Annotated in this window: 24 protein-coding genes and 3 tRNA genes; 17 read left to right on the top strand and 10 right to left on the bottom strand. The window is 64.7% G+C overall.

Going from position 1 to position 26023, the window contains the following annotated elements:
• Window positions 1-121: 121 nt before the first annotated feature.
• Window positions 122-1132, bottom strand: a complete 1011-nt coding sequence (gene gap / locus Q0D44_RS07280; protein WP_294134662.1) for a type I glyceraldehyde-3-phosphate dehydrogenase — start codon at window positions 1130-1132, stop codon at window positions 122-124.
• A 29-nt stretch (window positions 1133-1161) separates the two neighbouring features.
• A complete protein-coding gene (gene tkt, locus Q0D44_RS07275) occupies window positions 1162-3129 on the bottom strand; it encodes a transketolase (RefSeq protein ID WP_294134660.1) in 1968 nt (655 codons plus the stop codon).
• Between the two features lie 193 nt (window positions 3130-3322).
• Here tkt and Q0D44_RS07270 point away from each other — a divergent pair, with 193 nt between their 5' ends.
• From Q0D44_RS07270 to aqpZ, 5 genes are all read left to right on the top strand, one after another.
• Window positions 3323-3514 carry a hypothetical protein gene (locus tag Q0D44_RS07270; protein ID WP_294134658.1) on the top strand — a complete coding sequence of 64 codons (192 nt, stop codon included), beginning with the start codon at window positions 3323-3325 and terminating at the stop codon, window positions 3512-3514.
• Entirely contained in the window at window positions 3507-3842 is a 336-nt protein-coding gene (locus Q0D44_RS07265; protein WP_294134654.1) for a cell division protein ZapA, read from the top strand. The genes Q0D44_RS07270 and Q0D44_RS07265 overlap by 8 nt, the downstream gene beginning before the upstream one ends.
• Window positions 3843-4132: 290 nt before the next feature.
• Window positions 4133-4714, top strand: coding sequence for a 5-formyltetrahydrofolate cyclo-ligase (locus Q0D44_RS07260; protein WP_294134651.1), 582 nt, complete (start codon window positions 4133-4135; stop codon window positions 4712-4714).
• Window positions 4711-4953 (top strand): DUF2842 domain-containing protein, encoded by a 243-nt coding sequence (locus Q0D44_RS07255; RefSeq protein ID WP_294134649.1) that lies wholly within the window; start codon window positions 4711-4713, stop codon window positions 4951-4953. Before Q0D44_RS07260 ends, Q0D44_RS07255 begins: the two co-directional genes overlap by 4 nt.
• A 270-nt stretch (window positions 4954-5223) precedes the next feature.
• A complete protein-coding gene (gene aqpZ, locus Q0D44_RS07250; protein WP_294134647.1) occupies window positions 5224-5955 on the top strand; it encodes an aquaporin Z in 732 nt (243 codons plus the stop codon).
• 81 nt (window positions 5956-6036) lie between these two features.
• Here the strand turns inward: aqpZ and Q0D44_RS07245 are convergent.
• The 3 genes from Q0D44_RS07245 to Q0D44_RS07235 form a co-directional block, all read right to left on the bottom strand.
• Window positions 6037-6113: transfer RNA gene (locus tag Q0D44_RS07245), tRNA-Asp, on the bottom strand.
• Between the two features lie 82 nt (window positions 6114-6195).
• Window positions 6196-6272: transfer RNA gene (locus Q0D44_RS07240), tRNA-Asp, on the bottom strand.
• A gap of 42 nt (window positions 6273-6314) precedes the next feature.
• Window positions 6315-7469: an AI-2E family transporter gene (locus tag Q0D44_RS07235; protein WP_294134645.1), complete on the bottom strand. Its 1155-nt coding sequence runs from the start codon at window positions 7467-7469 to the stop codon at window positions 6315-6317.
• A gap of 171 nt (window positions 7470-7640) precedes the next feature.
• Between Q0D44_RS07235 and Q0D44_RS07230 the strand changes: the two genes are divergently transcribed.
• Window positions 7641-8114, top strand: coding sequence for a hypothetical protein (locus Q0D44_RS07230; protein WP_294134642.1), 474 nt, complete (start codon window positions 7641-7643; stop codon window positions 8112-8114).
• A 3-nt stretch (window positions 8115-8117) separates the two neighbouring features.
• Here Q0D44_RS07230 and Q0D44_RS07225 read toward each other — a convergent pair whose 3' ends face one another.
• The 4 genes from Q0D44_RS07225 to thyA all read right to left on the bottom strand — a co-directional run bounded on the left by Q0D44_RS07225 (window position 8118) and on the right by thyA (window position 13090).
• The gene (locus Q0D44_RS07225; protein ID WP_294134640.1) at window positions 8118-9419 is read right to left on the bottom strand and encodes a dihydrolipoamide acetyltransferase family protein; all 1302 of its coding nucleotides are present in this window, start codon (window positions 9417-9419) and stop codon (window positions 8118-8120) included.
• Window positions 9420-9519: 100 nt separating this feature from the next.
• Window positions 9520-10524, bottom strand: a complete 1005-nt coding sequence (locus tag Q0D44_RS07220) for an alpha-ketoacid dehydrogenase subunit beta (protein WP_119747468.1) — start codon at window positions 10522-10524, stop codon at window positions 9520-9522.
• A 214-nt stretch (window positions 10525-10738) separates the two neighbouring features.
• Window positions 10739-12034, bottom strand: a complete 1296-nt coding sequence (locus Q0D44_RS07215) for a 3-methyl-2-oxobutanoate dehydrogenase (2-methylpropanoyl-transferring) subunit alpha (protein WP_294134638.1) — start codon at window positions 12032-12034, stop codon at window positions 10739-10741.
• A gap of 120 nt (window positions 12035-12154) precedes the next feature.
• Window positions 12155-13090: a thymidylate synthase gene (thyA, locus tag Q0D44_RS07210; RefSeq protein WP_294134636.1), complete on the bottom strand. Its 936-nt coding sequence runs from the start codon at window positions 13088-13090 to the stop codon at window positions 12155-12157.
• A gap of 166 nt (window positions 13091-13256) precedes the next feature.
• On the opposite strand from thyA, the gene Q0D44_RS07205 reads away from it, so the two are divergent.
• From Q0D44_RS07205 to Q0D44_RS07160, 10 genes are all read left to right on the top strand, one after another.
• A complete protein-coding gene (locus Q0D44_RS07205; RefSeq protein ID WP_217672272.1) occupies window positions 13257-13547 on the top strand; it encodes a JAB domain-containing protein in 291 nt (96 codons plus the stop codon).
• A gap of 102 nt (window positions 13548-13649) precedes the next feature.
• A tRNA-Pro gene (locus Q0D44_RS07200) sits at window positions 13650-13726 on the top strand.
• Window positions 13727-14011: 285 nt separating this feature from the next.
• Window positions 14012-15646, top strand: a complete 1635-nt coding sequence (locus Q0D44_RS07195) for a TldD/PmbA family protein (protein ID WP_294134625.1) — start codon at window positions 14012-14014, stop codon at window positions 15644-15646.
• A 19-nt stretch (window positions 15647-15665) separates the two neighbouring features.
• Window positions 15666-17000, top strand: coding sequence for a TldD/PmbA family protein (locus Q0D44_RS07190; protein WP_294134622.1), 1335 nt, complete (start codon window positions 15666-15668; stop codon window positions 16998-17000).
• Between the two features lie 16 nt (window positions 17001-17016).
• Window positions 17017-17712: a DUF4159 domain-containing protein gene (locus tag Q0D44_RS07185; RefSeq protein WP_294134619.1), complete on the top strand. Its 696-nt coding sequence runs from the start codon at window positions 17017-17019 to the stop codon at window positions 17710-17712.
• 127 nt (window positions 17713-17839) lie between these two features.
• Complete coding sequence (locus Q0D44_RS07180) at window positions 17840-18829, top strand: MoxR family ATPase (RefSeq protein WP_294134613.1); 990 nt, start codon at window positions 17840-17842, stop codon at window positions 18827-18829.
• A gap of 8 nt (window positions 18830-18837) precedes the next feature.
• Window positions 18838-19731 carry a DUF58 domain-containing protein gene (locus Q0D44_RS07175; protein WP_294134610.1) on the top strand — a complete coding sequence of 298 codons (894 nt, stop codon included), beginning with the start codon at window positions 18838-18840 and terminating at the stop codon, window positions 19729-19731.
• Window positions 19728-20876 (top strand): BatA domain-containing protein, encoded by a 1149-nt coding sequence (locus Q0D44_RS07170; protein WP_294134608.1) that lies wholly within the window; start codon window positions 19728-19730, stop codon window positions 20874-20876. The genes Q0D44_RS07175 and Q0D44_RS07170 overlap by 4 nt, the downstream gene beginning before the upstream one ends.
• 47 nt (window positions 20877-20923) lie before the next feature.
• Complete coding sequence (locus Q0D44_RS07165) at window positions 20924-22996, top strand: DUF4175 family protein (RefSeq protein ID WP_294134606.1); 2073 nt, start codon at window positions 20924-20926, stop codon at window positions 22994-22996.
• The gene (locus Q0D44_RS07160; protein WP_294134603.1) at window positions 22993-24783 is read left to right on the top strand and encodes a carboxypeptidase-like regulatory domain-containing protein; all 1791 of its coding nucleotides are present in this window, start codon (window positions 22993-22995) and stop codon (window positions 24781-24783) included. Before Q0D44_RS07165 ends, Q0D44_RS07160 begins: the two co-directional genes overlap by 4 nt.
• Here Q0D44_RS07160 and Q0D44_RS07155 read toward each other — a convergent pair.
• The gene (locus Q0D44_RS07155) at window positions 24768-25217 is read right to left on the bottom strand and encodes a hypothetical protein (protein ID WP_294134994.1); all 450 of its coding nucleotides are present in this window, start codon (window positions 25215-25217) and stop codon (window positions 24768-24770) included. The genes Q0D44_RS07160 and Q0D44_RS07155 overlap by 16 nt on opposite strands.
• Before the next feature lie 134 nt (window positions 25218-25351).
• Here Q0D44_RS07155 and Q0D44_RS07150 point away from each other — a divergent pair, with 134 nt between their 5' ends.
• Complete coding sequence (locus tag Q0D44_RS07150) at window positions 25352-26023, top strand: spermidine synthase (RefSeq protein WP_294134600.1); 672 nt, start codon at window positions 25352-25354, stop codon at window positions 26021-26023.

Below are 26023 nucleotides of genomic sequence, written 5' to 3'. Positions count from 1 at the left end.
TGTTCCCAACCCGTTCGGGCTGAGCGAAGTCGAAGCCCTTTACTGAGCGAAGGCGAAGTGGCTTCGCTACGCTCAGCCGAGCCCTTCGACTTCGCTCAGGGCGAACGGATTTATATGTTCCTTACAGGAACTTCGCCACCACGCCGGTGGTGTCGATCATGCGGTTCGAGAAGCCCCATTCATTGTCGTACCAGCTGAGCACACGGACCAGCTTGCCATCGACCACGGCGGTTTCCAGGCTGTCGACGGTCGAGCTGCGCGGATCGCCATTATAGTCGATCGAGACCAATGGCTCGTCCGAATAGCCCAGTACGCCCTTGAGCGGACCGGATTCCGACGCGGCCTTCAGCAGGGCGTTGACTTCGTCCTTCGTGGTCGGGCGGCTCGGAATGAACTTCAGATCGACGACCGAGACATTGGGCGTCGGCACGCGGATCGACGAACCGTCCAGCTTGCCCTTGAGTTCAGGCAGAACCTCACCCACCGCGCGGGCAGCGCCGGTAGAGGTCGGGATCTGCGAGAGGGCAGCGGCGCGGGCGCGGCGCATGTCGCTGTGCAGCTGGTCCAGCGTGTTCTGGTCGTTGGTGTAGCTGTGGATCGTCGTCATGAAGCCGCTTTCGATGCCGATGGCGTCGTTCAGCACCTTGGCGAGCGGGGCCAGGCAGTTGGTGGTGCAGCTGGCGTTGGAAATGACGATATCATCGGCGGTCAGCGCGTCATGGTTGACGCCGAACACAACGGTGCGATCGACATTGGTGCCGGGCGCGGAAATGATGACGCGCTTCGCACCAGCGGTCAGATGCGCGCTTGCCTTGTCCTTGGCGGTGAAGATGCCGGTGCATTCCAGCGCGATTTCGACGCCCAGCGCTGCGTGCGGCAGGTTGGCGGGGTCGCGCTCCGCGGTCACCTTGATCTTCTTGCCATCGACGACCAGAAAATCGCCATCGACGCTGACGTCGCCCTTCCAGTTGCCATGCACCGAATCGCGCTTGAACAGCAGGGCGTTGGACTTGACGTCGCCCAGATCGTTGATGCTGACCAGTTCCAGGTCATGGTCAGTGCGCGAAAGGATGGCGCGCGCCACCAGGCGACCGATACGTCCGAAACCGTTAATTGCTACCTTCGTTGCCACTGCACTAGCCTCCTGAAGTTGTTGTTCGGTCAGTTGTTGAGAGCGGCCACGATCTGCGGCGCAATCTTTGCGGCGGTCAGGCCGAAATGGTCGTAAAGCGCTTCCGCCGGGGCCGACGCGCCGAAGCTGTCGATGCCAAAGCGCAGGCCCGCGATGCCGGTATGGCGTTCCCAGCCAAAGGTCGTCCCCGCCTCGATCGATACGCGCAGCACATGGTGCGGCAGCAGATCGTCCTTGTAGGACTGCGGCTGCGCCTCGAAATGCGCCCAGCTTGGCATGGACACGACATCGGCCCCAATGCCCTGTTCTTCCAGCGCCTTGGCGGTATCGACCGCGATTTCGACTTCGGAACCAGTGGCGATCAGCACGACCTTGCGGTCGGCGGTGGCGGCGCGCAGGCGATAGGCGCCCTTGGCCGACAGATTTTCAGCCTTTTCGGTGCGCAGCTGCGGCAGGTTCTGGCGGGTCAGCGCCAGCACCGACGGGCCGGTCGCATCCTTCAAGGCGAGTTCCCAGCATTCCGCCGTCTCGACAATGTCGGCGGGGCGATAGACGTCCAGGTTGGGGATCATGCGCATCGACATGACATGCTCGATCGGCTGATGGGTCGGGCCATCTTCGCCAAGGCCGATGCTGTCATGGGTCAGCACATGGATGACGCGCTGCTGCTGGAGCGCGGCGAGGCGGATGCCGGCGCGCATATAGTCGGAAAAGACCAGGAAAGTGCCGCCATAGGGGATGACGCCGCGGTGCAGCGCCATGCCGTTCATCGCGCAGGCCATGCCGAATTCGCGGATGCCATAATAGACATAGCGGCCCGAATAATCATCCTTCGTCAGCGGACCGGTAGACTTGGTCTTGGTATTGTTGGAGCCGGTGAGGTCCGCCGAACCGCCCAGCGTTTCGGGCAGCAGGTCGTTGATCGCGCCTAGCGTCAGTTCGCTGGCCTTGCGGGTCGCGACTTTCTGCGGCGCGGCGATCAGGCTGTCGATATAGGCTTCGAGCGAGAAATCGGCGGGCAGATCGCCAGCCATGCGGCGCGTAAATTCCGCTCCCTTCTCATGGCTTGCAAGCCGAGCTTCCCACGCAGTGCGAACATCGCCGCCCTTGGCGCCAATCGCCTTCCAGGCGGCAGCAATGTCCGTCGGAATAACAAAGGGTGCCGCGTCCCAGCCCAGAAATTCGCGCGCGGCGGCGACCTCGGCCTCGCCCAGCGCGGAACCGTGGACGCCCGACGTGCCTGCCTTGTTGGGCGAACCATAGCCGATCTTGGTCGCGCAGGCGACGAGCGAGGGCCGCGAATCGGCGACCGCTTCGGCCAGAGCGCGGCGCACATCGGCAACGTCATGGCCGTCGCACGAGACGACATGCCAGCCGGTCGCTGCGTAACGGGCGCGGACATCTTCGCTGCTCGACAGGTCGACAGCGCCGTCGATGGTGATCTTGTTATCGTCCCACAGAACGATCAGGCGGCCAAGGTTCAGGTGACCGGCGAGGCCAATCGCTTCATGGTTGATGCCTTCCATCAGGCAGCCATCCCCGGCAATCACCCAGGTGCGGTGATCGACCAGATCGTCGCCGAACTGGGCGTTCAGATGCCGCTCGGCAATCGCCATGCCGACGGCAGTGGCAAGACCCGAACCCAGCGGGCCGGTGGTCGCCTCGACGCCTGCCAGCTCGAAATTTTCAGGATGGCCAGCGCACGGGCTGTGCAGCTGGCGGAAATTGGCAATGTCCTCGATCGTCGGACGTGCATAGCCGGTCAGGTGCAGCAGGCTGTAGATCAGCATCGACCCGTGGCCCGCCGATAGGACGAAACGGTCACGGTCGGCCCATTTGGGCTGCGTCGGATCGAATTTCAGATAATTGCTGAACAACACCGTTGCGACGTCTGCCATGCCCATCGGCATCCCCGGATGGCCGCTATTGGCGGCCTGCACGGCGTCCATGGAGAGCGCCCGGATGGCGTTGGCGAGCGACTTATCGGAAACGGTCATCGGCAGCGTGCGTCTTTCCTGAACAGGACGACCTGCCCGCAGGCTGTGCGGGCGAGTCGAGATCGCGCCTCCTTTGTCGCGTCAAGCCCCATGCGTCAACCGCGGCGGGCCGGAAAGCGGCCTCTTGTGGGTCCAATGATCGCTTTTGTGCCGCGCCAAGTTTCGCTATGCGTGACGAATGGCAAGCGAGCGCATGATGCAGGCAATTGGCACGCTGGAACGTGCAGTGGGTCGGCTCGAACAGGATGTGGCCCGCCTTGCGGCTGCCCCATCCCCCTCCCCACTCCCCATGAGCGGTCAGGATATCGATGTGGACGGCGCGCGCGCGGCGCTGCGTTCGCTCGATGATCTGATCGCCGATCTGAAAGGGCGGACCATTGGCTGAAACCACGCTGCACATTGCCGGACGCCATTATGACATACGATGCCGCGATGGTGAGGAGGCGCATCTGACCCATCTCGCCAGCCTGATCGAGGAGAAGGCGCGCGCCGCGCAGCAGGGGATGCCGGGCATGACGGAGGTGCGCAGCCTGCTGTTCGCCGCTTTGTTCCTGGCCGACGAATTGAACGACTTGCGCCGCGACACCGCCGCCCGCCAGCAAAGGCTGGCGCTGGAGGCAGAGGATGAACCGGCGGCGCAAGCGATCGAGGCGCTGGCCGCGCGGATAGAAAAGCTGCGCGACGGGCTTGCCGCCCGCGCCGCGGACGCCTAGATTGGGGTTGACGGGTACTGCCTGGTACGAGCTTTAGCGAACATCCCTGAGGCGATAATCACATCCTAGGGGGCTGTCCCTGGGCGGGCTCCGGTCCGATCTATATGGTCCCCACCTGACGTTGAGGCGTCAGAGGATTTTCCAGCAAACGGCCAAGGCGGTCCCGTCACCCTTCCAAGGCAAGCGATCCAAATATAGACGTGTTCCCGCGCAGGCGGGAACCCAGTGCATCGGGCCGGACTGGGTTCCCGCCTGCGCGGGAACACGATAGTGAATAGGCAGATTTACGAATGAACGGCGACACCATCGACAAGACGAGCTTGCGCCAGATCGCGCGCGACCGCCGCCGTGCCTTTGTCTCGACGCTCGATCCGCTGGCGCACCGGCTGGCGTTCAAGGTGCTGCCCTCACCCCTCGCCCGGCGCATCGCCGATGCACAGGTGGTCGCGCTCTATATGGGGCTGGACGATGAAGCGCCTGCCCAGCGGCTGGCGCATCAGCTGAGCGCCATGGGCAAGACCGTGGCGCTGCCGCGCGTGCTGGATCGGCTGGGCAGCATGGATTTTCTGCGCTGGCAGCCCGACGACATCTTGCTGCCCGGCCCGTTCCGCACCAGCCATCCCGAACCCGGCAATGGTCCGGTGACGCCCGACGTCATCATCGCCCCGCTGGTCGGGTTCGATCGCGCCCTCAATCGACTGGGTCAGGGCGGCGGCTATTATGACCGCGCCTTTGCCCGCTTCCCCGACGCTTTGCGCATCGGCATCGCCTGGTCGGTGCAGGAGCAGGATGCCGTGCCTGCCGATCCGTGGGACTTGCCGCTGCATATGGTGCTGACCGAAGTCGAACTGATCGAAGGGCCACTGGTATGAGCATCGACCCGCGCCATTATCATCAGCCAAGCTGGCGCAAGCCGGCGGGGATGCTGGCGATCGTCGGGCTGATCGCGCTGTGGGCGGTGATGGTGGCCAGCCTGTCGGGCCTGATCGGCTCGCTGCCGGTCTGGGCGCAGACGCCGCTCTATGTCGTTCTGGGCATCGTGTGGATCTGGATATTACCGCTGCGCCGCCTTCTCGCGTGGATGGAGACGGGCCGCTGGCGGCGCGGCTGATTAACAGCGGTGACAAGCGCACCGCCTGCCTGTATCTGTTCCGTTGAGGAAGCGTAACGGCCTGTCCCCGGTTGCGGAGGCGCGCGCTGCTTCCTGACTGCGGAACGGGGGCAAAGCCATGTCCATGCACCAGTCGATACAGAAGGCGCGCTTATGGCGCGATCCTGCCCCCTGCCCGTCACATCTGAACCACCGGGCGGCGGCCACCGCGCGCCGGGGGAAACACAGCCTGTCGGTGGCCCTTGCCAACCCCCACAGGAGGACGATGCGATGGTTCCCATGAGCAAAAGGCTGTTTGCAGAAGCGTTCGGCACATTCTGGCTGGTTTTCGGCGGCTGCGGCAGCGCGGTGCTGGCGGCGGCCTTCCCTGATGTCGGCATCGGCCTGCTGGGCGTCAGCCTGGCGTTCGGGCTGACGGTACTGACCATGGCCTATTCGATCGGCCATATTTCGGGCTGCCACCTCAATCCCGCCGTTACCGTCGGCCTGTGGGCTGGCGGGCGCTTTCCGGTGCGCGACATCGCCCCCTATATCATCGCGCAACTGATCGGTGCCGTCATCGCGGCGCAACTGTTGCTGTTCATCGCCAGCGGCCAGCCGGATTTTGCCCTGACCGGCACCGGGCTGGCGGTCAACGGCTATGGCGCGCAGTCGCCCGGCGGCTACAGCATGGAAGCGGGCTTTGTGATCGAGGCGGTGCTGACGCTGGGTTTCCTGGTCATCATCCTGGGATCGACCGACAGCCGCGCGCCCGCAGGCTTTGCGCCGATCGCGATCGGGCTGGCGCTGACGCTCATTCACCTGATCAGCATTCCGGTGACCAACACATCGGTCAATCCGGCGCGCAGCACGGGTCCGGCGCTGTTGGTCGGCGGGCTGGCGGTGCAGCAATTATGGCTGTTCTGGCTGGCCCCGATGGTCGGCGCGCTGGCCGCAGGCGGCATCTATCGCTGGCTGGCAAACGAACCGCTGGCTCCCGCGATCACGGGCGACAATCTGTAGCTTCAAGGACAGGCGGGCCGATACTCCATGTGTCGGCCCGTTCATCTGCGCGATTGCGCCATCCCCTGCATCGGCAGGAAATGGCGCGAGTGACGGGGCTCGAACCCGCGACCTCCGGCGTGACAGGCCGGCACTCTAACCAACTGAGCTACACCCGCGCAGGGTGACATCCGTTCGGGACTTTAGTCCCCAGACGATGCTGTCTGATCCACCTTATTCCCACCTTCCGGTCAAGGAAAGTGGCGCGAGTGACGGGGCTCGAACCCGCGACCTCCGGCGTGACAGGCCGGCACTCTAACCAACTGAGCTACACCCGCGTTCGGTGTGGAAGCGCCGTCTATGTGCGTCCGCCGGGACTGTCAACCGTCCGCATCGGCTGTTTTCGCATTCTCGTCACTTTCTTTGCGCGGCGCGACCGTCAGCGTCCCCTGCTCGAACAGGAAACCGGCGATATCGGGCGTGCCAGCGGCCGAGACGACGGTCTGGATGATGATCAGCAGCGGCACCCCCAGCAGCGCGCCCGGCGTCCCCCACACCCAGCCCCAGAAGGTGAGCGACACGAGAATCAGCAACGGGTTCATCGTCAGCCGCCGCCCCAGCACCGTGGGCGTGATCACATTGGCCTCGACCAGATGAAAGCCGACCTGCAAGGCCGCAGGCATCATCGCCACCCACACATCGTCAAACACCATCAGCCCGCCCAGCGCCAGCAGCACCGCAGCCAGCATCGGCCCGAAATAGGGTATGAAGTTCAGCAGCGCGACGATGCCACCCCACATCAGGGGTGACGGCATCCCGATCAGCCACAGTGCCAGCGCGACCGCCAGCCCCAGGCACAGGTTGATGACGGCAATGGTGATGACATAGGCCGACGTCGCATCGACCACATTCTGGATCACCCGCGCCACCGCCAGCGCGCCGTCGAAACTGTCGCGGCTGTTGATCGTGCGCCGCCGCAGCCGGGTCCAGCCCGCCAGGAAGAAGTAGATGATGAGCAGCGCGAACACCATCTGGATGATCGCCGCCGGGGCAGACATGGCGGCAAATTGGAGCAGGGATCGCGGCGTATCAACCGTCGCGGTCTGCGCCGCTGCGACCGGCCCGGTCGCCAGCATCTGCACCGTTTCATCTACGAAGCGCTGGAGGTTGGAATAGAAATCTATGAGCGGGGCCAGGTTCGCCTGAATCTGCGGCAGTCGTTGCGGCAGGATGCGGAACCAGTCGGTGGCCGGCACGATGATCAGCACAAGCGCGGTATTGGCCACCACCAGAAAGCCGATCACGGCCAGCAGCGCGGCCAGCCCCGACGGCAGCCGGTGCCGCTCCATCCATTCGAGCAGCGGCACCAGCGCGATCGCGATCACCAGCGCGGCGGTCAACGGCAGGAAAAACTCCGCCCCCGCGCGCAACGCAAAGGGCAGCGCCAGCATCAGCCCGATCCCCGCCGTCAGCGCGATCGACGCCAGCAGCCGGTCGCGCCTGCGGTTGATTTCCTGCTGTTCGGGCAGTTTCACGGTGGATTGATTCTCCGGTCGAAAGACCAGTCCGATGTGCGCCCGCTGCCACCGGGCGTCAATTTGCAAAGCAGGGCGGGACCATGACCGGGCGCAGGAAAACAGCGGCTTAACCAAATATTGGCCCAGCCGTTCTAGGGACGGACATGGGAACGCAGAACGGGAATGGGCATGAAGGCCGCCACATTGTCATGGATGATCGCGCTGACGGGCCTTGCGGCGTCGCAGGTGGCATGGGCGCAACCGGGCGTCCGGCTCGACACGCAGATGTTCGTCGAGCGGGTGACGACCGACGTTAACGGCCGCTCCCGCCGCATCTTAGCCAGCGCCGACCGGGTTGCGCCGGGCGACCAGCTGATCGTCATCGTCCATTGGCGCAATGACGGCAGCGCGCCGCTGCGCGATCAGGCCGTGGTGCGCCCGCTGCCGCGTGGCGCGCAGATAGACCCGACCGACCCGACCATGCAGGTGTCCGTCGATGGCGGCGCGCATTGGGGCCGGATGGAGCAGCTATGGCTGCCCACGCCACTGGGCGGCACGCGCCGCGCCGTGGCCGCCGATATCACCCATGTCCGCTGGTCGCTACCGCAAGCGGTGCCGCCCGGCCATGCCGGACGGCTCAGCTATCGCGCGACGATGCGCTGAATTTTAATCCACGAACAGCAAGGCGGGGCTTTCGAGCAATTTGCGGATCGCCTGCACATAGCTCGCCGCGTCCCAGCCATCGACGACGCGATGATCGCAGCTGATCGACAGGTTCATCAGCTTCGCCGCGACGATCTCCTTGCCCCGGAATACAGGCCGTTCGATCACGCGGTTGGGACCGATGATCGCCACTTCCGGCCGGTTGATGACCGGGGTCGTGGCGATGCCGCCCAGCGGACCCAATGACGTCAGCGTCAAAGTGGAGCCGGACAGTTCTTCCGACTTCGCCTTGCCCGACCGCGCGGCATCGGCCAGGCGGCGGATTTCGCTCGCCAATTGCCAGACATTGCGGTCCTGCGCGTCGCGGATCACCGGCACCATCAGCCCCGCATCGGTCTGCGTCGCCAACCCCAGATGCACCGATCCATGGCGTGTCACCACCCCCGCCTCATCATCATAGCGGGCGTTGAGCATCGGGAAATCGGGTAAAGTCTTGCAGATCGCGACGATCAGCAGCGGCAGCATGGTGAGCTTGGGCTTGTCGCCCCGGCTGGCGTTGAGCTGTTCGCGCAGCACCTCCAATGCGGTGACGTCGATTTCCTCGACATAGGTGAAATGGGGAATGTGCCGCTTGGACGCGGCCATATTCTCCGCGATGCGGCGGCGCATCCCGATGACCTTGACCTGCTCGTCGGGACGGCGCGCAGACGCACCCGCCGCGCGATAGCCCTGCCCCTGCCCATAGAGCAGATAGGCGTCGAGATCCGCATGGCGGATATGATCGCCTGCGGACTTCACTTGCGCCAGATCGATTCCCAAGTCCTTCGCGCGGGCGCGGACGGCTGGGGAGGCGAGGATGGGGGCGTTGGCCTTCTCCTCCTCTCCTTCAGGGGAGGGGGTCGGGGTGTGGGGCGGTTCGGCAAGTGAAGCGCTATCGTTGACAGGCCCCACCCCAACCCCTCCCCTGAAGGGGAGGGGTTTTTCAGCTTCCGCAATTTCGGTTGCGCCAGCTGTTTCCGCCTCAATCACCTCGACCGGCGGCATGGGCGCAGCGACGTCCTCGCCCTCAACCTCAATCTCCACCAGCATCGCGCCGATCGAGACCTGATCGCCTTCTTCGCCCGCCAGTCGCACGACTATGCCTGCGACAGGGCTTTCCATCTCGACCGTGGCCTTGTCGGTCATCATGTCGGCGATCGGCTGGTCCTCTTCGACCCGGTCACCGACCTTGACGTGCCAGCCGACGATCTCGGCCTGTGCTATGCCCTCACCAATGTCGGGCAGCTTGAATGTAAAGAGGGCCATAAAAAAGCTCCGTTCGTGTCGAGCGAAGTCGAGACACATGACTTGAAACTGCGCTTCCGTTTCTCGACTTCGCTCGAAACGAACGGAAGGTGGTTGAAGGTCAATCCTTCATGATCTTGTTGATGGCTTCGCGGATACGGACGGGACCGGGGAAATAGGCCCATTCCAGACTATGCGGATAAGGCGTGTCGAAGCCGGTCACCCGCTCGATCGGCGCTTCGAGGTGATGGAAGCAGCGTTCCTGCACCTGGGCGAGCAATTCCGCGCCAAAACCGCTGGTGCGGGTCGCTTCATGCACGATCAGGCAGCGCCCGGTCTTTTTCACGGACGCCTCGATCGTTTCGATGTCGAGCGGCACCAGACTGCGCAGGTCGACAATCTCCGCGTCCAACCCCAGCATCGCAACCGTATGCTCAACGACATGGACCATCGTGCCATAGCAGAGGATCGTCAGCGCCCCGCCCGCCCGCGCGATCCGCGCCTTGCCAAGCGGGATGCGATAATAGCCGGTTGGCACCTGCGCGTCGGCATGGCCGGCCCAACTGGTCGCGGGCGTGTCATATTCGCCATCGAACGGGCCGTTATAGATGCGCTTGGGTTCAAAGAAGATGGTCGGATCATTATCCTCGATCGCGGCGATCAGCAGCCCCTTGGCATCATAGGGGGTGGACGGGATCACCGTCTTGATCCCCGAACAATGGGTGAAGATGCCTTCGGGCGACTGGCTGTGCGTCTGGCCCCCGAAGATGCCGCCGCCAAAGGGCGACCGCACCGTCATCGGCGCGATGAACTCGCCCGCCGAGCGATAGCGCAACCGCGCGGCTTCCGACACGAGCTGGTCGAGCGCGGGATAGATATAGTCGGCAAACTGGATTTCCGGCACCGGCCGCAGGCCATAGGCGCCCATGCCCACGGCGACGCCGATGATGCCGCATTCGGTGATCGGCGTATCGAACACGCGGTTCTTGCCATATTTCTGTTGCAGTCCGGCAGTGGCGCGGAACACCCCGCCGAAAAAGCCGACATCCTCGCCCATCACCACGACGGTGGGATCGCGCTCCATCATCACGTCCATGGCGCTGTTGATCGCCTGGATCATGTTCATCTGTGTCGTGTCAGTCATGGCACCATCCTTCCCTCGCCCCTGCGGGGAGAGGGGTGCGCAGACTTGGCAGCTTGCTGCCTAGTCGAAGCTGGGAGAGGGGAAACAGCGGTTGAAAGACGGGACCACGCAGCCCCCTCTCCAACCTTCGCTAAGCAGCAAGCTGCTGAGCTGCGGTATCCTCTCCCCGCCGGGGAGAGGAGATGATGACGCGCCATCACAGCCCCGCCGCCTTCCATTCGTCCAGCATCTGTTGCTGCTGTTCCTTCAGGTGCCAGGGCATTTCCTCGAACACATCCTCGAACATGCTTTCCATCGGATGATGCAGGCCGTGGCCAAGGATGCCGTTCTTCTCCGCTTCGCGCGCGGCGTCACGCACCATCTCGGCCAGTTCCTTGTCCATCGCGGCGTGGCGATCCTCGTCCCAGATGCCCAGGCCAATGCAATGCTGTTTCAGCCGCGCGATCGGGTCGCCCAGCGGCCACAGGCTGCTTTCCTCGGCGGAGCGATAAGCGGTCGGATCGTCCGACGTGCTATGCCCCTCGACGCGATAGGTGAAATGCTCGATCAGCGTCGGCCCGGCATTGGCGCGCGCCCGGTCAGCGGCCCAGCGGGTCGCGGCATAGACCGCCAGCACGTCATTGCCATCGACCCGCAGCCCGGCAATGCCATAACCGACCGCGCGCGCGGCGAATGTCGTGGCTTCCGCCCCGGCGAACCCCGAAAAGCTGCTGATCGCCCATTGGTTGTTGACGACATTCATGATGACCGGCGCGCGATAGACGCTGGCGAAGGTGCAGGCGCTGTGGAAGTCGCCCTCCGCCGTCGATCCCTCACCGCACCAGGTCGCCGCGATCCGCGTGTCGCCGCGCGCCGCGCTCGCCATCGCCCAGCCGACTGCCTGGGGATATTGTGTGGTCAGATTGCCGGAGATGGAGAAAAAGCCCGCCTCCCGCGCCGAATACATGATCGGCAGCTGGCGACCCTTCAGCCGGTCGCCCTTGTTGGAATAAATCTGGTTCATCATGTCGATGATCGGCCAGTCGCGGGCGATGAGGATGCCCTGCTGGCGATAGCTGGGGAAGCACATATCGTCGCGATGCAGCGCCAGCGCCGCGCCGATCGACACCGCTTCCTCGCCGGTCGACTTCATGTAGAAGCTGGTCTTGCCCTGCCGCTGCGCCCGGAACATACGCCCGTCAAACGCGCGGGTCAGCGCCATCGCGCGCAGCATCCGCAGCAGGGTTTCGGGCGGCAGGTTGGGGTTCCATTGCCCCACCGCCGCGCCATTCTCGTCCAGCACGCGCACCAGCCCATAGGCCATGTCGCGCATCGTCGCAGGCTGCGCCGTCTCGTCCGGGCGGGGCGCTGCGTCGGCAGCAGGAATGTCGAAATGGGTGAAGTCCGCGCTCTCGCCGGGGCGGGCGGGCGGCTCAGGGACGTGCAGGCGCAGCGGGGGCAGATTACGCCCGGCTTCACCCTGCAATCGCGCCGAATCATGCGGATCGGTCATCCTGCCTCCTATGCTGCATCGCAATAATGTTGCTTGTTGCTAACATTATATTACGTCACCGCGAAAGGCAAGCCTTCCTTACCCATTTTTCCTTTTCACTATGTCCGGCTCACTGTCGCCTTAGACAGCGACCGGCGCGGAAATATGGGCCTGCGGCGCGTAGTCGGTCACCTCGAAATCCTCGATGGCGTAGCTGAAAATGTCCGAAGGCCGCCGATTGATCCGCAGCCTGGGCGCGCCACAGGGAATTCTCTCCATCTGCTCCTCCACCAGCGCGGCGTGGTTCAGATAAAGATGCACATCGCCGCCCTGCCAGACCACCTCGCCCGGCTCCAGATCGCATTGCTGCGCCAGCATCCGGGTGATCATCGACAGGCCGAATATGTTGAAGGCGAACCCCAGCCCCAGGTCGCAACTGCGCTGGAACAGCAGGCCGTTCAGCTTCCCGTTCGATACCTGAAACTGATAGGTCATATGGCAGGGCGGCAGTGCCATATTGGCGACCTCCGCCACATTCCAGCCCGTGAACAGCAATCGCCGCGACCCCGGCTTCGCCCGGATCGCCGCGACCAGATCGGCAATCTGGTTATGCCCCTGCGCTGCCCGCCGATAGAGGCCATCGCCCGCCGCTTCATAACGCGGCCAGTTGACCCACTGCGCGCCATAGACCGGACCCAGATCGCCCCATTTCAGCGCGAACCCTTCATCCTCTATGATTCGCGCCTCGAACGCATCGCGGTCGATCGCCTCGCCGGTCGCGCGGCGATAGGCGTCGAGCGGCCAGTCGGTCCAGATATGCACACCCTGCCGGACCAGTTCGCGGATATTGGTGTCGCCCGACAGGAACCACAGCATCTCCCGCGCCGCGACCTTCCAATAGACCCGCTTGGTTGTCAGCAGCGGCACCGCGTCGTCGGCCAGCGAAAAACGCATCGTCGCGCCCAGGATCGACCGGGTGCCGACCCCGGTGCGGTCGATCCGCTCGTCACCATGCCGCCAGATGTGGCGCATCAGGTCGAGATATTGCTGCTCATAATGGGGCGTCGTGTCGCGCAAGGGCGGGCATCCTGAACTGAAAGGCTATGGATCGTTACCCGCTCTAGCCCAGCCATGGCCGCCCGCCAATCTCCTGTTCATTCTGGACCATGTTGTCGGGCTTCCTTCACCATAATGGCGCGGCTTGCGCTGGCGAGGCGGAACCGGGCTGGGTCACATTTCTGCCATGGCCGGACTGGACCTGCTCATCCTCGATCGCACCTGGCGTCCCCGCGACCGCGTGCCATTGGCGCACGACTGGCGTACCGTCATCGGCCAGTTGCTGGCGCTGGAGGGGCGATGGCTGGCGATCCACCAGCAACGGCCCGGCGACGCCCCGGCCCTACCCCGCCCAGCCGACATCGCCCTGACCCGCGCCCTCACCCGGCGGCTCCGCCCGCTCGACATGCGGCTGGCCGACCATATGATTGAGGCCGGGGAAAGCCGGTTCAGCTTCCGCGCTGCCGGGCTTTTATGAGACGCAAAAAAAGCCGCTCTGGCCGCTTGCCAGTCCGAAAAGCCGTCTCTATAGGCTGCGGCCTGCCTTACGGGGTCGCTTTACGGCGGCTTCGGCATCGGTCGGGGAATAGCTCAGCCTGGTAGAGCACTGTCTTCGGGAGGCAGGGGCCGGAGGTTCGAATCCTCTTTCCCCGACCAACTTTCTTCACAGCATCATGAACTGATCCACCCCTTCACGGGGAACGGCCATCTGCGCCGGATTTTGTTGCGTCCACGCAACATCCGGCCTGTTCCGCACTGGCCAGCGACTTTCGACAGATGTCATATGTCGAAAGCGCGCGGCCCCAAGTTGCGCAGTCGTAAAAGATGTTTGACCCGGCCCCGCCCTGCCGCGATGATCCCGGCCATCGGTACGGCCAACCGGCCGCATCCCAAGCACAATCCGACCCGCGCAGCGCGGGCATTTGCAGGTGGAGACGAACCTTGCACAGAAGAGATTTTCTGGCCTTTGGCACCATGGGCGTGGGCGGCCTGATCCTGCCGTCGATGTTCGGCAAGGTCATCGCAGCAGAGGAACTGAGCAGCGTCATCGACGTCGCGGTCAAGAAGTCGCTGGCCGACGCAGCGATGAACGCGGCCAAGAGCGCAGGCGCAACCTATTGCGACGTGCGCGTCGGCCGCTACCTGCGCCAGTTCGTCATCACCCGCGAACGCAATGTGGAAAATATCGTCAACACCGAATCGACCGGCGTTGGCATCCGCGTGATTGCTGGCGGGGCATGGGGCTTTGCCGCCACCAACGAGATGACCAAGGAAGCCGTGGCCAAGGCCGCGACCCAGGCGGTCGCCATTGCCAAGGCCAATGCGCCGACCCAGTCCGCCCCGGTGCAGCTCGCCCCGGTCAAGGGCGCGGGCGAGGTCAGCTGGCGCACGCCGATCGTCAAGAACAGCATGACCGTGCCGATCAAGGACAAGGTCGACCTGCTGATGGGCGTCAATGCCGCCGCCATGGATGCAGGCGCGGACTTCATCCGCTCGATCCTGTTCCTGGTCAACGAGCAGAAATATTTTGCCAGCACGGACGGCAGCTATATCGACCAGGATGTCCACCGCATCTGGGCGCCGATGGAGGTCACCGCCGTCGACAAGGCGACCGGCAAGTTCCGCGTGCGCGAAGGCCTGTCCGCGCCGATGGGGCTGGGCTTTGAATATCTGGATGGCGCGGCGTCGGGCAAGACCGTGCTGCCCAACGGCGTCACCGTCTATGGCAACAGCTATGACATGAAGGAGGACGCCATCGCCGCCGCCAAACAGGCGCGCGCGAAGATCAAGGCACCGTCGGTCAAGCCGGGCAAATATGATCTGGTGCTGGACCCGTCGCACACCTGGCTCACCATCCACGAATCGGTCGGCCATCCGCTCGAACTCGACCGGGTGCTGGGCTATGAAGCCAATTATGCCGGCACCAGCTTTGCCACGATGGACAAGCTGAAGGCCAATTTCCAATATGGCAGCGACAAGGTGAATATCGTCGCGGACAAGACCCAGCCCGGCAGCTTGGGCGCGGTCGCCTTCGATGACGAAGGCGTCAAGACCAAGAAATGGGATCTCATTCGCAACGGCAAGCTGGTCGGCTATCAGGCCATCCGCGATCAGGCGCATATCGAGGGCAAGAGCGAGAGCGACGGCTGCTGCTATGCCGACAGTTGGTCCAACGTCCAGTTCCAGCGCATGGCCAATGTGTCACTGGAACCCGGCAAGGCCAAGCAAAGCGTCGCCGACATGATCTCCAATGTCGAGGATGGCATTTACATCATCGGCGACGGCAGCTTCTCGATCGACCAGCAGCGCTACAACGCGCAATTTGGCGGACAGCTTTTCTACGAGATCAAGCAGGGCAAGATCACCCAGCAGATCGAGGATGTGGCCTACCAGATCCGCACCCCGGAATTCTGGAACGCCTGCGCCGGGGTCTGCGACGCCAGCGACTATCGCCTGGGTGGTTCCTTCTTCGACGGCAAGGGCCAGCCTGCGCAGGTTTCGGCCGTGTCACATGGCTCCAGCACCGCGCGCTTCAACGGCATCAACGTCATCAACACCGCCCGTTCGCTCGGTTGATCGGTCAGGGAGAGAAAATATGAGCATCCTTTCCGAAGCACAGGCCAAGGCGATCCTGACCAAGGTCGTGGGCTTTTCCAAGGCGGACGAATGTACCGCGCAGCTGACCGGTTCGATCCGTGGCAATGTGCGCTTCGCCCGCAACGACGTGTCGACCGCAGGCATCACCGACAATATCGAACTGTCGGTGCAGGTCGCCTATGGCAAGCGGGTCGGCATCGCGACCATCAACCAGTTTGACGACGCCGCTCTGGAGCGCGTGGTGCGGCGGGCGGAGGAGCTGGCCAAGCTGGCCCCGGAAAACCCGGAATTCATGCCTGCGGTCGAGAGACAGACCTACAAGCCGACGCCCACATATAGCGCCGCCACCGCCGGGATCACCGCAGACTATCGTGCCAAGGTGGCGATCGATTCGATCGCGCCCTGCCGCGCCGAAAAGCTGATCGCGGCGGGCTATCTGGAGGATCAGGCCGGGTTCGTCGCCTTCATGAACAGCAAGGGCAATTACGGTTACCAGACCGGCACCAGCGCCGATTATACCTGCACCGTCCGTACCGAGGATGGCCGCGGGTCCGGCTGGGTCGGGCATAATGTGCAGGACGTCGCAACCTTCAACGCGGGTGAGGATATCCGCATCGCCATGCGCAAGGCGAGTGCGTCAGCCGAAGCCAAGGCGCTGGAACCGGGCAAATATACCGTCATCCTGGAACCGGCGGCGGCCGCTGGCCTGATCCAGTTCATGTTCTTCTATTTCGACGCGCGATCGGCTGACGAAGGCCGCAGCTTCCTGTCGAAAAAGGGCGGCGGCAACAAGCTGGGCGAACAGGTGTTCGGGCCGCAGGTCAATTTCTTCGCCGATCCGGCCTATCCGGGCGCGGCTGTCTATCCGTGGGACGAAGAAGGCCTGCCGCGCGGGAAAATGCCGATCGTCGAAAATGGCAAGCTCGTGAACATGGAATATTCGCGCTACTGGTCGCAAAAGCAGGGCAAGCCCGCCATGGCGCAGCCGGGCAATCTGATCATGACCGGCGGCACGAAAACGACCGCCGATCTGGTGCGCACGACCGAGCGCGGCATATTGGTGTCACGCACCTGGTATATCCGTATGGTCGATCCGCAGACGGTGCTGCTCACGGGCCTGACCCGTGATGGCACTTTCTATATCGAAAATGGCCAGATCAAATATCCGATCAAGAATTTCCGCTTCAACGAATCCCCGGTCATCATGCTCAACAATGTCGAGGAACTGGGCAAGCCCGTCCGGGTAAAGGGCGACGAAGCGGATGCGCCGATGGTCGTCCCGCCGATGAAACTGCGCGACTTCACCTTCACGTCACTGTCGGACGCGGTGTGAGGCCAATGCGCGCGATATGACGCGGAGCGATTTTCTTCGGTTGATGGCGGGTGGTCTGGCCAGCGCAATGCTGGCCCGGCCGCTCGCCGCCGCCGGGGGCTATGATTTCTGGTTCACGCGGCTGCGCTATGATTCGGGCGACTGGGATGTCGACCAGCGGATGCCGTCCAACCTGATCACGTCGCTGATCGACTATACGACGTTGCGGGTGGACCCGAAGGAGCATGTCATTGCCCTGTCGGACCCCAAAATGCTGACGGCGCCCTTCTGTTATCTCGCGGGGCATAAGCTGGTCGAGTTTTCGCCCGCCGAACGGCGCAATTTCGAACGCTATGTCCGCAATGGCGGCTTCGTGCTGGTCGATGATTGCAACCACGATATTGACGGCCTGTTCGCCCGATCGTTTGAGGCGCAGATGGGCAAGATTTTCGGGGCTAGGGCGCTGAAACAACTGCCCAATGCCCACCCGCTCTACCGGTCTTTCTTCAAATTTGACGGGCCACCCAATACCGGCCTGGAATTGAACGGCTGGGGTGATGATCTGGTCCATGACTATCTGAAAGGGATCGAGATCGAAGGGCGGCTGGGCGTGCTGTACAGCAACAAGGATTATGGTTGCGAATGGGACTATGACTGGCGCAACAAACGGTTCCTGGCCGAGGATAATACCAAATTCGGGGTCAATATCGTGATGTATGCGCTGTCGGTGTGATTTGTAGGCATTCGTCATCCCCGCGAAGGCGAGGATCCATCTCCCACCCCATCCCGGCACGCAAAGTTAGGAGATGGATTCCCGCCTTCGCGGGAATGACGTTATTAATTGAGGTAACGGACTCGTCATGACCAGCATCACCGAAGCCGATATTCAGGGCCAGCTTGCCCGCCTTACCGAATTGCGGTCTGCAATCGGCCAGGCGATCGTGGGGCAAGGGGAGGTTGTCGAACAATTGCTGATCGGCCTGCTGGCGGGCGGGCATTGCCTGCTGGAGGGGGTGCCGGGGCTGGGCAAGACCTTGCTCGTCCGGTCGCTGGGTGAAGCGCTCAAACTGGAGTTTCGCCGCGTCCAGTTCACGCCCGACCTGATGCCCAGCGACATTTTGGGGACCGAATTGCTGGAGGAAGATCATGGCACCGGCCATCGTAGCTTCCGTTTCCAGAAAGGACCGGTATTCACTAACCTACTGTTGGCCGACGAACTCAACCGCACCCCGCCCAAGACGCAGGCGGCACTGCTGGAGGCGATGCAGGAAAAGACAGTGAGCTATGCCGGTGTTACGCACCAGCTGCCCGCGCCCTTCTTCGTGCTGGCGACGCAAAATCCGCTGGAACAGGCCGGCACCTATCCACTGCCCGAAGCGCAATTGGACCGTTTCCTCCTCCACATCCGCGTCGATTATCCGACCGAGCAGGAGGAGATGGATATCCTCGCCCAGACGACGGGAGCAAAGGCGAACGCGGTCCCTGCCGTGATGCATGGCGAGGAGGTGCTGGCGTTGCAGACCTGGGTGCGGCAGGTGCATTTCAGCGATGATCTGCTGCGCTGGGTGACCCGCATGGTCCGCGCCAGCCGCCCCGGCGAAGGCGCGCCGGACGATATCCGCAAATATGTGAAATGGGGCGCAGGGCCGCGCGCCGGCCAGTCGCTGATCTTGGCGACCAAGGCGCGCGCGCTGCTGCATGGGCGGCTGGCCGCCACGCGCGAGGATATCGTCGCGCTGGCCGCGCCGGTGATGCGGCACCGCCTGCTGCTGTCCTTTGCGGCGGAGGCGGAAGGACGCAGCGCCGACGACGTCGTGGCCGCCCTGCTCCGCGCCGTCCCGCTCAGCTGAGCTTGCGGGTGGTCGATCTCATTCCCCCGGACGTGCGCAGCAGGCTGAAAAGCCTGCGCCTCGTCACGCGCCGGGCAGTGGGGTCGCACGGCATTGGGCTGCACCAGAGTCACAGCCGGGGTGCGGGTCTCGAATTCGCGCAATATCGCGCCTATGAGCGCGGCGACGAGTTGCGCCAGATCGACTGGAAGCTCTACGCCCGGTCGGACAAATTCTTCGTGCGCGAAGCAGAGCGGGAAAGCCCGGTCGCGGTATGGATATTGACGGACGCCAGCGCGTCCATGACGCAGGCCGATGCTGCCCGCCCCGACTATCGCCGCTTCGACGCGGCAAAAGCGCTGGCCGCCTGCATCGCCGATCTGGCGATGCGGCAGGGCGACCGTTTTGGTTGGATGGCGCTGAGCGATCAGGGGCTGACGCTGCTGCCCCCTGCCAGCGGCGCTCGCCAGCGCGACCGGCTGTTGCTGGACCTGATCGCGGTGGACGCGGTAGGCGGCTTTGCGCGGGAGGATCAGCTTGGGCCGGTGTGGGAGCGGATCGGCGCGCGCGATCTCGTCATCCTACTCAGCGACTGTTTCGATCCCGGCGCGGTCGATCTGGCGGAAAAGCTGGCCGCTGCGGGGCGCGAAACGCTCGTGATCGAAATGCTGACCGTCGCCGAGCGCGATTTTCCGTTTGATGGCGGCTACCGCTTCCGTGACCCTGAAACTGGCGAGGAGTTGCTGGCGGATGGGGCGGCGTTGCGCAGCGAATTTCTGGCCCGTTTCGGCGCGGCGCGGGACGCGCTCCACGACCGGCTCGATGCTATGGGCATCCGTTATGCCACTCATATACTGGACCAGCCGATCGACCTGCCCCTGCGCCGCCTGTTCGGTGCGCATGAAGCGGCGGAATATTCATGACGCCAGCCCTGTTGCTGCCCGGCTCACTGGCGGCGCTGCTGGCGCTCGTCATCCCGCTGGTCATCCATATCGCCCGGCGCAGCGAACAGGTGCCGACCGATTTCGCCGCCTTGCGCTGGCTGCGGCAGAAGCCCAAGCCCCGATCCCGACTGCGGTTCGACGAATGGGCGCTGCTGTTGCTGCGCCTTATGTTGTTGGCGCTGGTGGCCTTGTGGCTCGCCCATCCGGTGCTGTTCGGGGCAGGAGACCGCACGCCGGTCGTCGCGATGGTCCCCGGTGTCGATCCAACGCGCGCGCCGACTGGCGACGTCCAAACCGTATGGCTCGCGCCCGGCTTTCCGCCGATCGACCAGCCATCGCCGACCGGGACACTGCCGGTTGCCAGCCTGATCCGCCAGCTCGACGCGGACATTCCGGCAAGGGTTCCGCTGACCATCATCACGCCGCAAGTGATTGAAGGCGCCGATGCCGACCGCCTGCGCCTCTCTCGCAAGGTGGATTGGCGCATCGTGCCGGGTGTCATGCCCGCGCCACGCACCCTGCCTGTCATCGTGCCGTTGCTGTCGATCCGGCACGATGACCAGCATCGTGGCGGCGTCCGCTATCCGCGCGCCGCTGCGCTGGCATGGCAACCTGCTGGACGCGCAGCGACGATCGACATTGGCTCACTCGATGCGCCACTGCCGGACCAGCGCCACCTCCTCATCTGGCTGGGCGGCGGTACGATGCCGGACAGGCTGAACCGATGGATTGCGCAAGGTGGAACAGCATTGCTTGCTTCGGACATGCAGGCCCCTGCGGACAAGCCGCGCGCCTTGCTATGGCATGATCCCCTCGGCGTGCCGTTGGTCGAGGCGATGCCGGTGGGCCGCGGGCGGCTGTTGCGTTTCACCCGCCCCCTGACACCGGCCACGATGCCAGTCCTGCTGGAGGCTGATTTTCCAGCACAGCTTCGCACTGTGCTGGCACCCGCCCCGCCAGTGCCAGCGCGGGTCGCCGCAGCCGATTATGCCCCGCTCACTGGCGCGCGCGCTTATGACCAGCCGCCGCAGGATGTGCGCCCGTGGCTCGCCATGCTGATCGCGGCGCTGCTCATCGCCGAACGCTGGCTGGCGACCCGTCGCAACCGGGGAACCAGTCCATGAGCGCGGGGGATTTGCTTAGGCGCTGGACGGCCCCTGCAAGACGTCGGGTGTTAGCCGACAGTCTGGCGCTTGCCATCCCGCTGATTTTGGCGCTCGCCGCAATCGGCTGGCGCTTGTCCGACATGGTCGCTGCCGTAGTGATTGTCGTGATCGGTTCGGCGATCGCCATGTTGGTCGCCCGCCATCGCGCCCAGCGCTACGACCAGCGCTGGCTGGTCCGCGCGCTGGATGCCAATCGACCGGATTTGGAGGACAGCGCTGACCTGTTGTTCGCTGACCCGGCCATGCTCGGTCCACTCGAACGGCTCCAGCAGGCGCGTCTGGCCGACCGGATCGACGGCGACAGCCCACAAAGCCTGAATCCCGACTGGTCGCGCCGCCTGATCCTGATCCTGTGGATCGCAGGCTTGATCGTGATCGGACTGGTGCTGTTCTGGCCTCGCCCCGGCCACGGCCCGCCGACGCTGGCCCCCAGCACCGAAGCACTCCCAGCAACGCCCGGCATCCCGCGTCTGGTCGCCCAAAATTTGCGGATCATCCCGCCAGCCTATACCGGCCTGCCGCCGCGCGATTCAGCGTCGCTGGACGCCCGCGCGCCGATTGGATCGCGGATCGAATGGACGTTGCGTTTTGATCCACAAGCGACTGTCCCCGCGATCCAGCCGGTCGGTGGTGCGCGGCTTGCCCTGCGCCGGGATGGTGCCAACTGGATTGCAAGCCGCTTGCTCGACGCATCCTTTCTCTATCGTGTCGATCCAGCCTCTGGCCGTGGCCCGACGCCGCCACTCCACCGGATCGATGCCATTGCCGATAGCCCGCCGCAGGTGAGGGCAATCAGTCCCGCCGCCAGCCTGACGATGGTGGCGCAAGGCCAGCGTAGCTGGTCGCCAGTCTTTACCGCGACGGACGACTATGGCGTCGCCGCCACTGCCCGACTGCGCGTCACGCTGGCGATCGGCGAAGGGGAGAATGTGACCTTCAGCGAACGTGAGATCGCTCTGTCCGGCAGCGGTCCGGCGCGCGACCGGCGTTTTACCCCCCGGCTGGATTTCAGCGCTCTGGGCTTTGGCGCGGGCGGGGATATGGTGGTGCAGCTGATCGTGCGGGACACGCGCCAGCCCGTCGCCAACGAAGTGCGCGGCCCCAGCCTGATCCTGCGCTGGCCATCGCCCAAACAGCCCGAAAGCAGCGGCCTCCAGGGCATGGTCAACACCACCCTGCCCGCCTATTTCCGCAGCCAGCGCCAGATCATCATCGACGCTGAAACGCTGATCAAGCAGAAGCGCCGCCTTGCCGCCGATCGCTATCTTGCCCGTTCCGCCAGCATTGGCGGCGACGAGCAGATATTGCGCGGCCGCTATAGCCAGTTTCTGGGCGGCGAGGAGGAAGGCACGCCCGAACCGCCCACCAATGACGGCGAGCAGCATAGCGACGATGACGGCCATGATCATGGCGGGCTGCCGCGCCAGCCCGCGCCCGGCTTTGGGGCGCCGGAGGATGTGCTGGCCGATTTCGGCCACCCCCATGACGATTCGCCCGCCTCCAGCCTTGATCCCGAAACCCGCGCGATCCTGAAAAAGGCGGTCGATGAAATGTGGCAGTCCGAACTGCAACTGAAACAGGGGCATCCCGATCTGGCGCTGCCCTACGCCTATCGCGCACTGCGCTTCATCAAGGAGGTGCAGCAGGCGACGCGCATCTTCCTGTCGCGGGTCGGGCCGGAACTGCCGCCGATCGACGCCAGCCGCCGCATGACCGGCAAGCGGGAGGGGCTGGCGAGCCGGGTGCTGGGAATTGCGCCTGTCGAGGGACGCGATGGTCCCGCCGCCGCAGCCTGGCGCGCTTTGGGCGATGGGCCGGGTGCGATCCGGGGGCCGATCGCGCTGGACGCGCTCGATCGCTGGGCGCGGGGGCAGGCCGCGCATCTGCCCGATCCGCTGGCGCTGTCGGGCGCGATCGACGCGGTACGGCGCGACCCGGCCTGCGTCGCATGTCGCGCCAAGCTGCGCGCCTTGCTGTGGACCGCGATGGCGCGGCCACCCGCGCATCTGACCCGCCGCCAACCCGCTGACGCCAGCGGCGCAAGGTATCTAGGCGCGATGGGAGGCGGCACGCCATGACCGCGGCATGGATCACCGCTAGCCTGTTGGGCGTGGCCGTGCTGCTGGCGAGCACGCGGCTGATCCTGTGGTATCGCAGCGCCGCTGCGCCATCGCCCAAGCGCCTGATCGCGCTGCTGTTGCTCCAGCCAATCTGCGCGGTGCTGCTGTTCCTTACGCTGTTCCCGCCTGCGGTGACGACGGGTCGCGCCACGCTGCGGATTGCAACGCACGGAACGCAGCGCCTTGCCGCTATGGGCAGCCCGCTCATCCTGCTGCCTGAATCCCCGGACATTGGGGCTGGTGAGCGCGTGCCGGACCTTGCGACCGCGCTGCGTCGGCATCCCGGCACCAGCGAGATTATCGTGCTGGGCAACGGCCTGCCGCCGCGCGACATGGAGGCGGCCAAGACTGTTGCCGTCCGCTTCGACCCGCCGCCGCAGCGTCCGGGGATCAGCCATGTCGCTCCCCCAGCGATCGTTGCGCCGGGAAGCAGTTTCAGCATCGGCGGCCAGTTAAGCGCCCTGCCCCGCGCCACCGTCGAGTTGCTGGACCCCGCCGGGCAGGCGACGGACAGCGTTCAGGCTGATGCCGATGGGCGCTTCACGCTGACCGGCACGACGCGTGCCGCCGGAGCCGTGCTGTTCGCGCTGCGCGTGCGAGATGGGCGACGCGCCGTCGAACAGGCCAGCGTGCCGGTGCTGGTCGCCGACAGCACCGCCCCGCGCCTGCTGATCCTCTCCGCCGCGCCCAATGCCGAAATCAAATATTTGCGTCGCTGGGCCACCGATGCAGGCTTTGCCGTCACGACGCAGATGAGCGCAGGTGGCGGGATCGCGCTGGGTGATGCGCCGATCACGATCGACGGCGCGACGCTGCGGCGATTCGATGTCGCCATCATCGACGATCGAAGCTGGGCGGCGCGGCGCGGCGTGGTCATGGGCGCGGTGCGGGACGGGCTGGGCCTGATCCTGCGCGTCAGCGGGCCGATCGATGCGACAACGCGCGGCCAGTGGCAGGCGCTGGGCTTTGGCTTGGCAGGCAAGGATGGCGTGGCACCGCTCGCTTTGCCCAAGCCTCCCACGCCCGCCATCGCCCGCACCCGTCAGGGCATTGGCAGCGACGATGTGCCAGCCGATGTCGCCCTGCCCGACGAGATGCTGCCAGAGATCAGCCGCCTTGGCCTGACACCAGAGGGCGGCGATGCCGTGCCGTTACTCCGCGATGCTGGCGGCGCGACGCTGGCGGCCTGGCGGGCGGTCGGCACCGGGCGGGTTGCGCTCTTCACCGGGATCGACAGCTATGCGCTGACGTTGACAGGCTATCGGACCCTCTATGGCGACTGGTGGAGTGCGATGCTGGCGACTGTCGCGCGCCCCGCGCCCGGCATGACCCCGATCACCACGACAGGCTGGGCGAGCGGGCGCATGGTCCTGTGCGGCCTGTCCGCTGCGGCACAGGTCGAACGCCCGGATGGAAGGATGGCGAAGCTACTGCCCGTGGGCGGTTGCGCCGCTTTCTGGCCCGACAAGGCGGGTTGGCATTTGCTGCGCAAACCCGGAGACAGCCAGCCGACGCCCTTCTACGTCCAGCCCGCCAATGCCCTGCCGGTCATGCGCGCAGCGCGGGATCGGGACGCCATGCTGATGCTGCGCCCGCCAGCACAGGACGACCGGGCGGCGACCGGGCAGCCAAGCCCCGGATCGTCCTGGCCGTTCGCTTTGGGCTGGCTGCTGGTCAGTGCGCTGCTGTGGTGGCTGGAACGGGCGCGGATCGGTCGGGCGGCTGTGCCTCAATCGGCGAAGTAAAAGTCTCGCAGCGCCCGCGCGTCATGCAAGGCGTTGTGAGGCACCCGGCTGTTGGCGGCCGCGCTGAAGCCCGCGGCGTTGATCAGTTCCAACCGCAGACCGAAATCGACCCCGGCCATCAGCGCCGGTCCCTTGACCAGCAGGGCGCAGAAATGGGCCAGATCTTCCGGCCAATCGGCGATGATCAGCGGATCGTCATCCCCCTCCAGATACGCGGCGACATGATCGGCCGCATCCACCCGGTTGAGTTCCAGATATATGCCCGGCGGCACATGGCGCAGATAGGGGACGACATGCTGCGCCACCCATGGCTCGACATCGTCGGGCAGTGGCAGCGCAACGTAAAATTCCTGGTCGCCATGTTCCGGCACCAGCGCGACGCTGATCAGCGCGCCGCCAAAGCCGTTAAATTCGGTGTCGAGAAAATAGCGCATGAAAAGAGGAACTGCCTGCCGTTCGATATGTCTGGCCATCGCGCGACGGCATCTGGCACATGCCTGTAGCATTTGCGCCGTGCTTGCCAAGCTGCCATGCGCGCCAGCGACCTATCATAAGGAAAGACGCCAGCATGAACCCGCGCGAATATCTTGGCTCTGCCGCCATTCCGGGCGGGGAGGAATTGAAGCTCTACCGCCGGGGTGGCGATTTTATGATCGTGCTGGATCGCAACGAATTGATGAGCAGCCGGATGAGCGGGTCGGAAAAGGCGCTGGCGGTGATGACGATCGAACGGCTGGCGGGGCGCAAGGCACCGCATCTGCTGATCGGCGGCTATGGCATGGGCTTCACTCTGCGCGCGGCGCTGGCGATCTTGCCCGCCGATGCGCGAATCACGCTGGTCGAACTGGTGCCGGAGATCATCGCATGGGCGCGCGGGCCGATGGTCGAGCTGGCGGCCGGATGTCTGGACGATCCCCGCGTCGAACTGGTCATGGGCGATGTGGCGACGGCGATTGCCGAGGGCCAGGGCAGCTATGACGCGATACTGCTGGATGTCGATAATGGTCCCGACGGGCTGACCATGGCGGCCAATGACCGGCTCTATTCCGCGCAGGGCCTGGCGGTGGCACGCGATGCGCTGACCCCCGGCGGCATATTGGCGGTGTGGTCGGCGGGATCGGACGATGCCTTTACCCGCCGCCTGCACAATGCTGCTTTTGCTGTCGATGAAGTAGTGGTCAAAGCGCGCGACAATGGCAAGGGACCGCGCCATGTCATCTGGTTCGCGGCGAAACGTTGA

Source organism: Sphingobium sp., assembly GCA_023266575.1.
GTDB lineage: Bacteria > Pseudomonadota > Alphaproteobacteria > Sphingomonadales > Sphingomonadaceae > Sphingobium.
This window is presented reverse-complemented; position numbering and strand designations above follow the sequence as displayed.